Here is a 15,128-nt window from a genome sequence, read left to right as displayed (position 1 = left end):
CGCAGATCCTGAGATTTACGCCCGATAGGGCGCATTCAGGAGATTTTTTAATATGCTTTCCGACGAGAAACCTTCCGTTTGCGTTTTGGGCCTCGGCTATATTGGATTGCCAACAGCGGCAGTCATCGCGCGTTCCGGATGTGCCGTGCTCGGCGTTGATGTGACCGCCCACGTCGTCGACACCGTTAATAGCGGCAAGATTCATATTGAAGAAGTCGACCTGGAAGGCCTCGTCCAGGGCGTTGTCGCGCGCGGAACATTACGGGCAACTCTGCATATTGAACCCGCCGATGTGTTCGTCATTGCGGTGCCGACTCCTTTTGGTGACAATCATGTACCGAACACCAGCTACGTAATGGAAGCGGCCACCAATGTTGCCGCTGCCTTGAAAGCCGGTGATACAATTATACTGGAATCGACATCTCCTGTCGGGACGACCGAAAAAATGCGGGATCTGATTGCGAAATTGCGCCCGGACCTCAAGATACCCGGACTTACCAATGATATTCCGGACGTCGCCATTGCCTATTGTCCTGAACGGGTGTTGCCGGGAAGAATTCTGGAAGAGCTCACCAATAATGATCGATGTATCGGCGGCATAACGCCGCGCTGCGCCCGCAAAGCATTGGGTTTCTATCGGCGTTTTGTCCGAGGTGAATGCGTTACGACAACCGCACGCGCGGCAGAGATGACCAAGCTGGTCGAGAATAGCTATCGCGACGTCAACATTGCCTTCGCCAATGAACTTTCGATCGTGGCGGATGAAATGGAGCTGGATGTGTGGGAGGTTATCCGGCTTGCCAATCGTCATCCCCGGGTCAATATATTGAAGCCTGGTCCTGGTGTCGGCGGGCATTGCATCGCAGTCGATCCATGGTTTATCATCCACGGCGCACCCAATCAGACCCCGCTTATCCGTATCGCCCGAGAAGTGAACGACTCAAAAATCGATCATGTACTGGAACAAGCAGCGCGCATGATCGACGAACTGCCCGGAGTGTCTGTTGCCTGCTTCGGTCTGGCGTTCAAAGCCAATATTGATGATTTCCGCGAAAGTCCGGCGCTGAAAATTGCCGCTAAACTAGCGCAGCAATATGGTGGACGGATCAAGATTGTCGAACCCTACGCCAACGAATTGCCGGCAGCCTTTGACGGAACAGAGGCGGAGCTAATCGATATTGACGCGGCTCTCGAAACTTGTCCGGTCATGATCACGCTAACGGACCATGATATATTCAAATCCATTCCGCTCGATGAACGCGCCGGGAAAGTCGTTTATGACACGCGCGGCATTTGGCCGGATCAGCCCGACAATGTGCAGGCCGCTACCGGCCTTCGGCTGGCCAGCTAGACGTTTTCCGTTTCCAAACACCGCCCAAGAACTGATCGGCTGACGCCTTCGGGCTAGTACGCGGATTTCGACAGCATGAACCTAGTCGCGCGATAACATGACGCGTGATGATCGGTATAATGCGGCTGGAAACTTTTGACCGTGACAGCGATAGCGAAAAGTTATAGAATTTTACATGTAGCTATCGGGCAAATGTCGTCTGAACATTCGATCGCGGGGCAAAATTGGGAGACGCAGGGAAATCTGATCCGCAAGCGGTGCGTTTTCGCGCCTTTGTCAGTTACAGCCATGCCGATGCCGCGATCGCGCAAAAACTCCACAGGAAAATAGAGACATACCGGCTGCCGCAACATTTGCGGGATCGTGAGACCGATGATCCGGACAACGGCCGGCTCGGGCGGATATTCCGCGATCGCGAAGACCTGCCGGCGGCCGAGGATCTTTCGGAATCAGTGAAGGAAGCGCTGGCGGGATCGGAGGTGCTGGTGGTAATCTGCTCTCCTGACGCACAGGCATCAATATGGGTGGCCCGCGAAATCGAACTGTTCCGGGCGTTGCATCCCGGTCGGCCGGTGCTGGCGGCGCTGGTTCGCGGCGAGCCGGAAGAGGCTTTTCCCGCAGCGTTACGGGATGGCACCGAACCGCTGGCGGCGGACCTGCGCAAGGAGGGTGATGGCTGGCGGCTGGGCTTTTTGAAGATTGTTGCGGGCATTGCCGGTGTCCCCCTCGACGCGCTGGTCCAGCGCGATGCCACCCGTCGCGTCCGCCGCGTGATGGCGGTCACGGGCGGCGCGCTGGTCGCCCTGCTAGCAATGATCGGGATGACAATATTCGCAATCCAGTCGCGCAACGAAGCGCAGCACCAGCAGGCCGAAGCCGAGGGGCTGGTCGAATATATGCTGACCGATTTGCGTACCGAGCTGAAGGGTGTCGGCCGGCTCGACGTGATGACCAAGGTCAACGAACGGGCGATGGATTATTACGAGGATCAGGGCGACTTGTCCAACATGCCCGCCGAAAGTCTGGAGCGGCGCGCGCGGATATTGCATGCGATGGGCGAGGATGATGAAAAGCGTGGAGATCTGGACAAGGCGCTCGCGAAGTTCACCGAGGCGCACCGGGTGACGGAGGCCTTGCTGGCGAGGGATCCGGATAATCCGGACCGGATTTTCGGGCATGCACAGAGTGAATATTGGGTGGGGTATGTTGCCTATCGACGCAAAATTTGGGACCAGGCTGAAAGTCGTTTCCAGGCCTATAAGCGCCTCGCACTGGAACTACTGGCTAAAGATCAAAACAACCTGGGGTGGCTGAGGGAAGCTGGATATGCCGAGGGAAATTTGTGTTCTCTTGCGCTAAGCAGGACTGACCGAAAATATGACCCGCTTCCGAGCTGCAACGCCGCAAAAAACTATGCTAATAAAGTTGCCCAGAGGAGCTCTAACGAAACTAAGCCAATCGCAGATCTTGCCAATAGGCTCGGGTGGCTTGGCGATGCTCAAATTCGCGTCGGAGATCACGAAGCAGGTCTTTTGACGTATCGCAAACAGCATCACTTGTTGGTGAACCTTCATAGAAAAAGTTCGGTCAATATGGATGTAACAGACCGTCTCATGCGGGCCAAGATGACGCTTTCCGAGGTACTGCGAAAACAAGGCGGCATAACCATGTCTCGAAGATACAACAAGGAAGCTGAGTTAATCGCGCAGTCAATGGTGTCTAGCGATCCCGACAACAAAAAGTGGCAAGAATGGCTACTTCGCATTCAACTAGCTCATCGAATTGAGGAAACTGAAGGAGAACTTCAATGAATAAAATGGCTAAGAAAATCAGTCGGGAGCCACCGAAACTAATACCAGTAAGCCCTAATCCTGAATCGATCAGACATATATCTGGCAAAAAGCCGGATCAGGTTAGGTTCTTTGAAATCGGATTTGACACAAGCGGTTCTGGCATCAGCCTTGCCGTGAAACGAACCGGCTGGTGTAGTGTCAATGATTGGGCTGAAGCTGATTCTGAGCTCACAAAAGCGATGCAAAAAGCAAGCGGAGGTAACAACAAAAATCCATTTCCCAATCCATCTGGCGGAACCTACCATCCAGAAGGTTCCCCGAATGGTCGATGGCCCCGCACGGGCCTTTCATTTCGGGGCCCCGTTCAAGGCGGTAACGGAAGTCTGGAGCTGTCAAATCAATGTCTGTTTGTCATTCGCTTAGCATCAGGCCAAGGACTAGCCAAAACTGACTGGCGGTTCTCGACACGATATGCTCCTTTCAGCGGAGATGGAAACATCAAGGATTTGAAAGACATCTTTTCCGACGCAGCATTTATACGTTTTGATCAAAATCATGCGATTAGAGAACAACCGGATGAGTTTGAAAGGCCGTTGGGTATTGATCCCTACGCTTCAACAGATTGGGCTTGTTTTCTATTTGACGTTGAAGAAGCACGGCAAAAATCGAATAACGATTATGTGTTCAGATACAACATACACATCGAAATCAAAGATCGCAAAAAAGGTAACTATATTTCCATAATCATCGATCCTGATATTGGACATCCAGAAGGAAATAGCCCCTGAATAAAGCATCGCTTAATATGACCCCCCTCCACCAAATCCTCTCCATCGCCCGCGCGGGTAACCCCGCGCGGGCTTGGGCTTTGTTTCAGTCTTCTGGCTGGGACGCGCGCCTCGATGACCCAAAAGCGCTCACCCTAAAGGGCCGCTTGCTCAAGGATCAGGCGAAGGCTTCCGAGGGGGCTGATCGCGCCCGGCTTTATGGCGAAGCGGCTGAGGCTTATGCGGCTGCTGCGGAGCTGGAGCGGGATAGTTATCCGCTGATCAATGCTGCTGCGCTTGCGTTGCTGGGCGGTCAGCCGGAGCGAGCTCGCTCGCTGGCCCAAGAAACCTTGGCGCTCCTTGAGAGTGATCCCGGCCAAGGCGAAAATGCCTATTGGCGCGAAGCGACGAGGGCGGAGGCATTGCTGCTGCTCGGTGATGACACCGCTGCCCGCGCGGCGTTGGCCGACGGAATATCGAAACTGCCTCGGGCGTGGGAGGATCATGCCGCGACCATCGGCCAGTTTGAACTAATCCTCGCCGAACAGGGCCGGGATGCGGCGTGGCTCGACCGGCACCGGCCGCCGCCAAGTCTCTATTTCAGCGGTATCATCGGCCTCGACGACAAGGATGCGGCTATCCAGCAGGATATCGACGTGATCGTCGCTCGAGAAAAACCCGGTTTCGGTTTTGGCGCACTGGCGGCAGGGGCGGATATATTGATCGCCGAGGCGCTGCACAAATCGGGTGCGGAGCTTCACATCATATTGCCTTATCCGGTCGACCGCTTCCGCAAATTGTCGGTGGCGCCTTTTGGTGACCACTGGCTCGCCCGTTTTGATGCGCTGATCGAGGTGGCGGCCCGGTTGGACGTGCTAACTGAATTGCCCGACGAGGAAGAACGGTCGATCGGGGTTGCTGTGGAACTGGCCGATCTGGTTGCCATGGGCCAGTGCGTCCGCAACGCCGGGGTACTGCAGAGCCGCCCGAAGGCGCTCACGATTACCGGCATCGGCGATGCACCGCGCCACCAGCATCTGGTCTGGGCCGAGACCGGTCACGATCAATTTGCCATATCCGTTGCCCGCAAGGCGGATCACCAGTCGATCACCGGGCTCTCCGACGAGGAGACCAGAGAGGTTGCCGCGATTCTCCGGGTGGAGGATCTTGACCGGGACGTGCTGTCACAGTTTCCCGAAGCTGACCGCGCGTTTCAGCCTGCCGGCGATGGCCAGTACAGGGTTTCAACCAATATTGCGGAACTGCTGGCGACCGGCCGGTCGCTGTTGCAGCACAATAGCGACAGCCGGATCAGCCTGCTGATCGATATCATGGATCCGCAAAGGCCTGCGGCTTCGTTGCTGGAACAGGCCGGTGACATGGCGCGCGCTTCGGGCGGTGGGGCGATTCTGACCGATTATAAATCCGCGATGGTCCTGACGCTTGAACCGGGCAGGCATGCGGTCGAGGAGATCGGCGAATTGCAGACCGCGCACGGCCCGCTGTCTCTATGGTCCCTCACCTGAGCGGTGCAGTTCAGACCACCAGTTCCTCGAGCAGCCCGCGCGACAGGATTTCCAGCCGTTCTTCGTCGCGCCGGATGATTCCGCGCCGTTCCAGCGCATTGATCGCCCGCGAACCGGTTTCGCGCGTGGTCTGGGCGAATAGAGCGAGAGCGGCGATCACTGGTGGCGGGGCTATCTCGCCTTCCTCCCCGGCTTCGTGCAGCAATTCGGCATATACGCGACCATTGGCAGTCAGGGTGATACGCGCCGCCATCCGGTCGAGCACCGCATTATATTGCCGGCCCAATATTTTCGACAGACCGCTTCCGAGCCGCGCTTCCGCTTGCAGCAGGGCAGTCATATTGGCGGTGGATATTTCGAGGACCGCCAGACGGTTCTGCGCCACGACATCGGAGATCACGATCCGCTCGTGCGGGAAAGCGCCGAATAATTCTCCAGGGCCGTGGGACGCGAGCAATTTGGTCTGGCCATCGATGCCAATGATCTGCAACTGGGCGCGCCCCTCGAGCACGATCCACAGCTTGGCTCCGAGATCGCCCTGATGGGCGAGAATATCCTTGTGACCGTAATGCACAAGCCTAGTAGCAGCATCGACCTTCGCCGCTTCTTCCTGCGAGCAGGAAAAAAACGAGGCGAGGGCGGCTATGCGGTCGCTGGCTGTCATCATCTCCTCCATGTCAGCCGGTCGCGATAGTCCGCGTTCCCTTGGCAGGCGGCGTTTCCGGAGCGCCCGCAAAGCATTGGGCGATCTCCATCCATTGGCGGGCAGTAGTGCCGACCGTCTCGAGGGATGTGTCGTCGATATTGCGGGTATGGGTCACGACCTGCGAGAATTCGACCGCGCTGCCGCGCACGACATTGTCTTCTTGCGGGTCATTCCATTCCCAGACGGCACCCGACGGTGCGGTTAACTGGACGAAGGGTTTTGGTGCGGGCGGTTCCTGACGGCGGTTGCGGAAGGTCCAGCCATAAGTGGTGATGCCCAGATGGGCGATATTGCGGATCCCGTCGCCGTCTGGGCGCTCCTTGCCCAATATGTCGAATATCTCCTGCCCGTGGGACCAAGTCTCCATCTGGCGGGCGATGATTTTCGACTTCGTGGTCATATCAGGTCCGGCCCATGCAACGCGATGTTCGGGATCGGCTTCGCCATAAGCGGCCGCGAGCTTTGGATAATAATCGCAATAGGCATCGAACAGAGCCTTGCCGCGGATCCCGCCGGCATTTGCGTCGAGCCATTCATATTGCACATCGACATGGCCCTTGCCGGTCTGGAAAGCGCCCATGATATCGCGGAGAAACTGTTTGAAGGCATCCGGATCCTGCAGGGTCATCAGGGCGGCTGCGTTCCAGATATGCAGATGGCCGATGACATCCTCGATGGTCCAGTTCTTGAACTGGGTGACTGTGGCAAAGAGATCATCCCCGGCATCGGCGAGCACGGCGGCGAGCGTATCGCTCTCGTCTTTGAAATCCTGAGCTTCCTGCATCATCGAGATATTCCTTATTGATCGTCCAGCTTATCGGCCAGCGCAGCCGGTATGGCAACAGGATGGGCGAGCAATATCTGGCTATAGCCTTTGCCCTGGGCATCGTTTCTTATGCTCGCCATACCGCCGCCGCCGAGTATCGTGTCGATCAGGAAATTGATCGCGTGGGAGCCCGGCAGGCTATATTTCTCCACCTTGGCAGCATCGGCACCGCCTGCGATAAAATGACCAAAGCGTTCGGCCACGGAGTCCGTGGTCAGAGCTGCCCAGATATAGGGAAGATAGGCCGGGTCGCGCGCGATCACGCCGATATTGGCCTTATTGCCTTTGTCGCCGGAGCGGGCCCAGGCCAACCGGATCAGCGGTACATTGGTAACGGCATCTTGTCCGTCTGGCGCTTGAGGAGGCTGCGGTCGCTGGATGGCTGCGGGATCAAAAGCCGCACCGTCGGCGTCCTGAAACGCGATTGTCTTGCCATCGACATCGATCTCGACGGGCAGCGCGCCTTTCGGTGTGAGATAAGAGAACAGCCGCACGACCGGGGACGGTTTAGCGCGCGCACCGGAAAAGCCGCTGAGCCCCGGCGGGGTTGCAAGGCCTAGGCCGGTGAGTTCGCGGAGCAATATGCCAATCGCTGCCGCTTCGCTATGTTTGGCGGCGATCTTGGCAACCACTTCGCGGGGTTCATGACTTGGCGCAAAATCACCAAACTGGCTGCCCGCGCCGATGATCTCGACGCTGGTCTCGCTATAGTCACCGAGATTGTGACCGCGCAGGATATTGTTGGCGCGGACCAAGACATTGTCACAGAATTTCTGTGCTTTTCTGGCGGCGTCAAAGCCGTAAAAGCTGACCGAGGTCCCGCCGCGAAAACCTTCGGCATAGGTCAGGCAGGTCTTGTAATGATCCGGTGCGGGATAACCCTGTGCGGGAGAGACTTGGACCATGTTCGGACCAGTCTGGACAATCTCGACCTTCGAAAAATCACAGACCACGTCAGGCAGCATATAGGCCTGAGGATCACCGATTTCGTAGAGCATTTGCTCAGAAACCGTGCCGACGGTCACGCAGCCTGCAGTGCCCTCAGGCTTGGTGACCGTGAACGATCCGGCGGCCGAAACGGTGCCAATCGGATAGCCGATATTGGCGATGTCGCCGGCGTCTTCCCAGTCGGTATAATTGCCACCGGTGGCTTGCGGTCCGCATTCGAGCAGGTGGCCTGCCAGGCTGCCGCTGGCAAGCAGATCATGGTCGCTTGCCGACCAGCCAAATTCGTGGATGCAGGCGCCGAGCGTCACCGCGCTGTCGACGCAGCGGCCGGTGATGACGATGTCGGCACCCTCTGCCAGCGCCCGGGCGATCGGGAAAGCGCCCAGATAAGCGTTGATGCTGGCGATCTTGTCCTTGTCCGGAAAGGCCGCTCCGGTGAACATTTCGGTTGGCGCATCGGCTGCGATAGCGTCCAGATCGGCCAGCAAATTGTCGCCGGTGATCACAGCAACTTTGAGATCGAGTCCTTGCTCCTTGATCAGAGCGCGGGCCGCCTCGCCGCAAGCAGCAGGGTTGACCCCGCCCGCGTTGGCAATCACCTTCACCCCTTGCGCGGCAATGGCTTTGGCATGCGGCTTCAGGACCGCGCTGATGAAATCGCCGGCATAGCCCGCAGCAGGATCCCTGGCATGGGCTCGCGCCATGATCGACATGGTTATCTCGGCGAGATAATCATAAACCAGATAATCCACGCCCGCGCCGAGCAGCTGCGGAGTGGCCATGGCGCTTTCGCCCCAGAAGCCACTCGCGCCGCCAATGCGGATAGTCTTGTCCGCCATATATCTTAGCCCATCCGGTGCAGGGCGCAGAGCTTGTTGCCGTCCGGATCGCGTAAATAGGCGAGATAGAGTTTCATGCCCGGATTGTCGCGAACACCTGGAGGATCTTCAATCGCGGTGCCGCCAGCTTCGAGGCCAGCCTTGTGCCATGCGTCGGCCTGGTCGGGATTTTCCATGGCAAATCCGACGGTCATGCCGTTGCCACAGGTGGCTTCCTTGCCGTCGATCGGGGAAGTGACCATGAAAATATTGTCATTGTGGATATACATCAGCCGACCTTTTGGGTCGACCATGGCCTCGGTGCCGCCAACGCTTTTAAACAAGGCGTCATAGAATTTTTTTGAGCGGTCGATATCGTTCGATCCGACCATCATGTGACTGTACATTATACTCTCCTTTGTTTCATTCTCGGTAAACCGCACCAAATTCTTGCGCTTTCAACATTGCCACCCGTTTTGTGGCCCGTGTCACTTTGTTCCGGGTCAGACTTTCGGGTGAGCCTCGGCCCGAAGGCAATCTTGCTCTTGTTCTAGCCGGTTCGCATCTTTAAGCGAGTGATTAATTTATTCAAGCAGGAGTGTAAGCGAACATGGAAATCAGAGACAAAACCATTGTCATCACCGGCGGCGCCAGCGGTATCGGGGCGGCAATGGCTCGCCGGTTCGCAGCGGAAGGAGCAAAGAAGATTGTCTGTGCTGACCGTGATCTTGCCGGTGCGCAGGCGGTGGCCGACGAAATCGGCGGCGTGGCGATCAAGACCGATGTGTCGCTGGCAGCGGATATCAGCCATCTGATTGAAACCGTCGAATCCGATATCGGTCCGATCGATCTGTTTGTTTCCAATGCCGGTATCATCACCGGTGGCGGCGTAGAAGTGGATGATGCGGACTGGCAGAATATCTGGGACATCAATGTCCTGGCGCATATCCGGGTCGCACGGATATTGGTGCCCAAGATGCTGGCGCGTGGTGGTGGCTATTTGCTCAATACTGCCTCGGCGGCCGGACTTCTGGCGCAAATCGGGTCCGCGCCATATTCGGTGACCAAGCATGCAGCTGTCAGCTTCGCCGAGTGGCTGGCGATTACCCACGGCGCCGAAGGACTGAAAGTCTCGGTTCTCTGCCCACAAGGCGTCGATACGCCGATGATTGCGGGTGTCGACACTTCCACGGTTGCCAAGGACGGAATCGTGACACCGGAACATGTCGCCGATATTTGCGTCGAGGCGATCGGCGACGAGCGGTTCCTGATATTGCCCCATCCTGTTGTCGGTGACTATATCAAGCAGAAGGGTGCCGACCCCGAACGCTGGATTTCCGGTATGCAGCGCTGGCAGGCGATGCTGACCGAACAGACTTCCTGACAGAGTGTTGAGAGATTCTGCCCCTAACAAAAAAGTCCTGACAAAAAGGAGCATTGGGGCTCGGCTTTTTCGGCTCTAGCGTCGCCTGCAAATGCAACAGGAGAGAATATCATGGCATTAGTATCAGTCGTGGGTGCAACCGGTCGGCAGGGCCTCGCACAAATACGGCAATTGGCAGCGGCCGGCCACAAGGTTCGCGCCTTGTCGCGGAGTGAAAATCCTGATCTGGGCGGTTCCAACGTTGCCGATGAATGCAGGCAGATAGACCTTAGCGATGAATCAACCTGGATCCCGGCCTTTGAGGGTTCGGATGCCGTTTTCTATACCCACCCGCTGCAGGCCCGAGAAGATCGCGCGACCATGGTTGGCAAGGTGGCAGCAGCTGCCAAGGAAGCAGGCACCGAGCGTTTTGTCTGGAATACGTCGAGCTGGATTCCCGAGCGCCCGGGCGATCCGTTCACCTATGGCAACAACACCATCGCGGTGAACGAGATTTTCCGGTCCGGCATGCCGGCAACGGTATTCGGTTCGGTATTGTTCATGGACAATCTGCTGACCAATTGGGCGCGGCCGTTCATTATCGATGAAAAACGCTATGTCTATCCGCATAATGCGACTCTGGAGGCCAACTGGATCAGTCTGGACGATGTTGGCAAATGTATGGTCGCTGCGATGGATCGCCCCGACTTTGAAGGCTCGTGGATGAATATTGGAGGACCACAGCGTATCAAGCCCCCGGAAGTAGCCGAGATCTTGTCACGCGTATTCGGCCACGAAATCAAATATGACCCTTGCACGCCAAAGGAATTTGGAGACTATCTGGTCAAGGCCTTTGGCGATGACGTGCCACCGGAAAATCGTGAATCCATGGCTGCCGGGATCACTGCCTTCTACGAATATAACAACAATAATGTAACGAGACCCTTTGAAGTGGACACCGATTTCATGCAGCAGCGTTTGCCGGAAGTCGAATTCGAGACACTCGAACAATGGGCCGCGCGGCAAGACTGGTCAGAAGACGCGCACAGACCGCCCGCGGGATAACATTCGCCCCCCGACGTACAAATCAGACGAAATTCTGGCCTTTGTTCCGAGCCACGGAGCAAAGGCCAATTTTTATGTTCGCCGGTCGAAATGGTTGACGTTTCAGGCCACCATCCGTTCGACGAACCAGTAAGTGGCGATGATGCCGATGCCATAGGCCATGGCGGTTTTGGTTGGCTGCAACCATTGCCCCCGCAGTTTTCGAATTCCGTATAGAGCCGCCAGAGCTAAGGCTACGATCGCCAGCTGTCCGATTTCCACACCAAGGTTAAAGGTCAGCAGCGCCAGCGGAACATCATCTTGCGGCAATCCTATTTCGGCAAGCGCGCCGGCGAAGCCGAAGCCGTGGAGCAGGCCAAACAGAAAGGCCACGATCCAGGGAAAACGTTCCGAGAGCCGGAGATCGTCAGGCCTGGATTTCACGACCTCGACGGCGAGAAAGACGATCGACAGCGCAATCACCGCTTCAACCGGCTGGGACGGCAGCGACAGCAGACCCAGCGTCGTTCCGACCAATGTCAGGCTATGCGCGATGGTGAAGGCGGTGACGGTCTTCGCGACGAGCCACCCGCCCTTGAGCAGCAGCACCAGTGCCAGCACGAAAAACAGGTGATCGAAGCCGAGCAGGATATGTTCGATGCCGAGGATCGTATAGGTCGCCGCGACATTGGAGATTATCGAGGGCTTGGCCAGGGTGGCGGTCGGCTGGTCCGGCGTCAGGCGCACGGTCTGCATAGCAGAGTCGATTGGCGCAATGCGTACCAGCGCATCGGTGGTCGACAGTTCCAGGCCCTTCAGGCCGATAGTCTTCCCCTGCACCGATCCGTCGCAGCGCAACGAAAACCGGGTGAGAATATTGCTGCCGGAAAATTCGCGCTGGCGCTCGCCTTCGATTTTGCAGTTGTCGGGTATTGTCACCTCGCCGCTATGGCCGAGACGCGAATTGGCCGACGCCTTCCACAGGAGCAACCATTGACTCGGCGAGTCTTCGGTCATCTCGATATAGGCTGGACGCAGTTCATCGGCATGGGCGCTGGTCGGACAAAGGACGAGCACCAGACATGCCCACAGGACAGCCCACCAGCGATTCATGGTCGACCGACTACGGTAATTTCATATTGCGTCCGGTAACGCTCCAGAGCTTGTTGTTTTTGCCCGGTCTGTTGCGCCGCGTGCCATTCGTTGGTTACCCGCTGCCGGACATCGTCCAGAGTCGCCTCTTTTGCCGGTGTTTTCGCAGTAATCTTGACCGCATGGACTCCAAAACCCGATGTGACAGGGCCGCTCCAGACACCGGTTTTCAGCCCGGCCAATTGTCCGGCAAATTTATCGCCAAACTGGCGCCCGATGTCTTCGACGCTGGCCTGCCTTAGAGTTTCTGGCAGGGAAATGGATTGTGCAAAGGCCGCGGACCCGGTGCCGGCGTTCAGTTGATCGATCCGCTCCCCCGCTTGCGCCGCGCTAATCTGGCCGAGATAGATTTGCTCGAAATCATAGAGTGGCGACAAAGCATATTTGGCAGGATTCTTGTCCATCCATTGCTGGAGAATGGCGTCGGTAGGAGCGACATTATCGGCGTCCTGGCCATCGACGAAGCGCATCTTGGTAAAGAGCCGACGCCGGATCATCGGATCATTTTTGTCGAGTCCCAGCCGCAAGGCTTCGCGATAGTAAATTTCTTCGGCAATCTCCTGATCGATCAGGCCGTCCAGTTCCTGCCGGGTCGGCGCACGGCGGAAACTTTGCACCCAGTCCGTCTTGAGCCGGGCGATATCCGTTTCATCGATGTTGATCGTATAATCCGCCGGATCACGGCTGCTGCCGGTGGCCCAGAAAAATGCAAAAACCAGCACCGCGCCGCCAAGAAAATGCACCAGCGGCTCTCGGATAAATTTACGCAACATATATCGTGTAACCCATTATGTTCAGCCGCAGCCAGTCGATGGATCACGAGCCCGTATGATGACGGGCACCGTGAGATAAGGTGGAACTGGCCTATGCGGCCGGTGTATACCAGATCGGCGAGCTATAGGCCCGTTCCTGCTGAATCTTGATGACTTCATCAGGCAAGGTCAGGCTGAATTTGAGCGCGTCATAGACCGGCCATGTCGGCGTCGGGATTTCCAGTACCCGCACATAATAAAATGCATTCTGCGCCGCGTCAAAATCGGGGTCTTGCCAGAAGGTGACCAGCTCAGGCGCGCCGGTCGCATTGTCCCAGGTGCCCTTGGTCAGATCGACCGTATTGGGAACAGGGCTCAGCTTGCCATTGGCCCCGAGTTTGCGGGTATCGGAATCGCTCCAGCTGACATTATAGATTTTTTCCTGGCTCTTGCCCGTCGCATCGACCCAGCCCTTGATCACTTGTACGCGATCCAGACTGGCGCTTTCCGGATCCATCAGCGCGCTGATCAGGAATTTCGGTGCTTCGCCGTCACCGCCGCTCAGATCGCCGCCCATCGGAACGCCCTTGGCATAGCCGGTTTTGACCAGATCACCGATATCGTCGGCGGTAAAATCAAAGCCGCCGAAAAAGCGGACCTGCATCCGCGGACCGGTGGTTGCATAGACTTCGCGGCGCATCATCGCATCGAATATGGCTTCGCGCGTGTTGCTGGTCGCCCAGACGGCCGCATAGCCGCTGGACAGATAATTCCAGCCGAAACGGCCTTCCCGGGTACCGAGATTCTGAGGTTCGAGCGCGCGACCCTTGTTGTTTGCTTCGTTTCCGGTGTGTTTGCCAAAGAAATTATTCTCGTCGGCAGTTGCCAGCGAGGTATGGCTGTCGGTCGAACCGATCATTCCGAATTTGAAGGGATTGGCTCCAACCGCCAAAGTCAGTTCCAGACCCCGCTTCAGTGCTTCGCGAACATAGCTGCCACCATAGCTTTCAGGGGGCATATCCCTCGTACAGCTCAGGTTGCATTTGTCCCAGCCAGCAACGCCGAAATCGGCGAACTCGTCATTGGGTGACAGAAACGGATGGGTTTCGCTATCTCCCTTGATTTGTGTGACCTCGACGATAGGTTCGCGCAACGCCCGGGTTTTGATATAGGCGGCGTCAATCGGGCTGCCGTCAAATTTGTTCATGGCGAACATGCGGCCGTTCGAGACATTACTGTTGTGTGGAATGGCAAGCACCTTGCCACCGGTATTCTTTTCATAGGCGTCCATATAGGCCCAGAGCTTTTCCGGGTCCTGTGAACCCAGTGCGCCATAAGGAAGGGTATCGCCCATCTTTTTCGGTCCGTCACGGAACATGACAACCCGGTGGAGATTGTCGCCATCCGGCATTGAGGTAAATTCAAATCCCATGAACGCCGTGAATTTCCCGGGCTCATTATACTGGTCGACGGTTTCGCCGTGTTTTTCCCATAGATCGGCTGTGCGTTCTTTGGATTCTTCCGGATCGGTGAGTGAGGCTGGCAATGTGCCCTTGGCCGCACCATCGATGAGTTCCGCTGTCACCCGCAACGAACCCTCGTCGCTCTCGTTCATCATATCGTGCCAGCGGAGCAGGAATTTATTGGTGAGCAAGGCAATACGCGGGGCTTCCATGATCGCCTTGGTCGCGCCCATCGCGTCGCTATGATCGGCGATCACCAGAAAATCGAGTGGCCGCGATAATTTGGCCTTGGCGCCTTTAGTCGCAGTGACTTCCTCTCCGCGCGCAAATCTGAGGGCGTTCTCGGCGTCCAGTCGATCGCCAAACCCGAATGCGTCGATGCTGTTGTCGGTGTGGAGATGGGTGTCGCCCCAGAAAACCTGTTCGGGATATTCGGTGTTCGCAACCTCTACGCTGCCCTCGTCACCATCGTTGATTTTCGAACAGCCCGATAAAGCCAGAGCAGCCGTGCATGCTGCCACCATTAGTGATTTGCGCATAGTGAGTCTCCCATCCCAATGACCCGAAGCTATCCCGCTCGGGGAGCAGGTGCAATAGGCAGTTGGTTTGGCTAGTCTGA

The 15,128-nt window shown here is 56.9% G+C and carries 13 protein-coding genes; 6 read left to right on the top strand and 7 right to left on the bottom strand.

Annotated features, from left to right (window positions below; translation table 11 throughout):
• Positions 1-52: 52 nt before the first annotated feature.
• From wecC to AACZ86_RS11725, 4 genes are all read left to right on the top strand, one after another.
• Positions 53-1,351: a UDP-N-acetyl-D-mannosamine dehydrogenase gene (gene wecC, locus AACZ86_RS11740; RefSeq protein ID WP_339692787.1), complete on the top strand. Its 1,299-nt coding sequence runs from the start codon at positions 53-55 to the stop codon at positions 1,349-1,351.
• A gap of 224 nt (positions 1,352-1,575) precedes the next feature.
• On the top strand, positions 1,576-3,162 hold the full coding sequence (locus AACZ86_RS11735) for a toll/interleukin-1 receptor domain-containing protein (RefSeq protein ID WP_339692784.1): 1,587 nt from the start codon (positions 1,576-1,578) through the stop codon (positions 3,160-3,162).
• Positions 3,159-3,932 (top strand): hypothetical protein, encoded by a 774-nt coding sequence (locus AACZ86_RS11730; protein ID WP_339692782.1) that lies wholly within the window; start codon positions 3,159-3,161, stop codon positions 3,930-3,932. The genes AACZ86_RS11735 and AACZ86_RS11730 overlap by 4 nt, the downstream gene beginning before the upstream one ends.
• A 17-nt stretch (positions 3,933-3,949) precedes the next feature.
• Positions 3,950-5,437 carry a tetratricopeptide repeat-containing protein gene (locus AACZ86_RS11725; protein WP_339692779.1) on the top strand — a complete coding sequence of 496 codons (1,488 nt, stop codon included), beginning with the start codon at positions 3,950-3,952 and terminating at the stop codon, positions 5,435-5,437.
• Between the two features lie 10 nt (positions 5,438-5,447).
• Here the strand turns inward: AACZ86_RS11725 and AACZ86_RS11720 are convergent, their stop codons facing one another.
• Genes AACZ86_RS11720 through AACZ86_RS11705 form a run of 4 tightly spaced genes read right to left on the bottom strand, consistent with a single transcriptional unit; the run spans position 5,448 to position 9,142 of the window.
• A complete protein-coding gene (locus AACZ86_RS11720) occupies positions 5,448-6,101 on the bottom strand; it encodes a Crp/Fnr family transcriptional regulator (protein ID WP_339692777.1) in 654 nt (217 codons plus the stop codon).
• 13 nt (positions 6,102-6,114) lie between these two features.
• The gene (locus AACZ86_RS11715) at positions 6,115-6,930 is read right to left on the bottom strand and encodes a TIGR03084 family metal-binding protein (RefSeq protein WP_339692774.1); all 816 of its coding nucleotides are present in this window, start codon (positions 6,928-6,930) and stop codon (positions 6,115-6,117) included.
• Between the two features lie 11 nt (positions 6,931-6,941).
• Positions 6,942-8,756 carry an acyclic terpene utilization AtuA family protein gene (locus AACZ86_RS11710; protein WP_339692771.1) on the bottom strand — a complete coding sequence of 605 codons (1,815 nt, stop codon included), beginning with the start codon at positions 8,754-8,756 and terminating at the stop codon, positions 6,942-6,944.
• A gap of 5 nt (positions 8,757-8,761) precedes the next feature.
• Positions 8,762-9,142: a VOC family protein gene (locus AACZ86_RS11705; RefSeq protein WP_339692768.1), complete on the bottom strand. Its 381-nt coding sequence runs from the start codon at positions 9,140-9,142 to the stop codon at positions 8,762-8,764.
• 203 nt (positions 9,143-9,345) lie between these two features.
• Here AACZ86_RS11705 and AACZ86_RS11700 point away from each other — a divergent pair, with 203 nt between their 5' ends.
• Together AACZ86_RS11700 and AACZ86_RS11695 are read left to right on the top strand one after the other, a co-directional pair.
• Positions 9,346-10,119 (top strand): SDR family oxidoreductase, encoded by a 774-nt coding sequence (locus tag AACZ86_RS11700; RefSeq protein ID WP_339692766.1) that lies wholly within the window; start codon positions 9,346-9,348, stop codon positions 10,117-10,119.
• Positions 10,120-10,230: 111 nt separating this feature from the next.
• Positions 10,231-11,163 (top strand): NmrA family NAD(P)-binding protein, encoded by a 933-nt coding sequence (locus AACZ86_RS11695; RefSeq protein ID WP_339692763.1) that lies wholly within the window; start codon positions 10,231-10,233, stop codon positions 11,161-11,163.
• A gap of 102 nt (positions 11,164-11,265) precedes the next feature.
• Here AACZ86_RS11695 and AACZ86_RS11690 read toward each other — a convergent pair whose 3' ends face one another.
• The 3 genes from AACZ86_RS11690 to AACZ86_RS11680 all read right to left on the bottom strand — a co-directional run bounded on the left by AACZ86_RS11690 (position 11,266) and on the right by AACZ86_RS11680 (position 15,048).
• Positions 11,266-12,255, bottom strand: coding sequence for a HupE/UreJ family protein (locus tag AACZ86_RS11690; RefSeq protein WP_339692762.1), 990 nt, complete (start codon positions 12,253-12,255; stop codon positions 11,266-11,268).
• Positions 12,252-13,067 (bottom strand): peptidylprolyl isomerase, encoded by an 816-nt coding sequence (locus tag AACZ86_RS11685; RefSeq protein WP_339692761.1) that lies wholly within the window; start codon positions 13,065-13,067, stop codon positions 12,252-12,254. The genes AACZ86_RS11690 and AACZ86_RS11685 overlap by 4 nt, the downstream gene beginning before the upstream one ends.
• Before the next feature lie 91 nt (positions 13,068-13,158).
• Entirely contained in the window at positions 13,159-15,048 is a 1,890-nt protein-coding gene (locus tag AACZ86_RS11680; RefSeq protein ID WP_339692758.1) for a DUF3604 domain-containing protein, read from the bottom strand.
• Positions 15,049-15,128 lie beyond the last annotated feature (80 nt).

Source organism: uncultured Parasphingorhabdus sp., from assembly GCF_963975735.1.
Taxonomy (GTDB): domain Bacteria; phylum Pseudomonadota; class Alphaproteobacteria; order Sphingomonadales; family Sphingomonadaceae; genus Parasphingorhabdus.
This window is presented reverse-complemented; position numbering and strand designations above follow the sequence as displayed.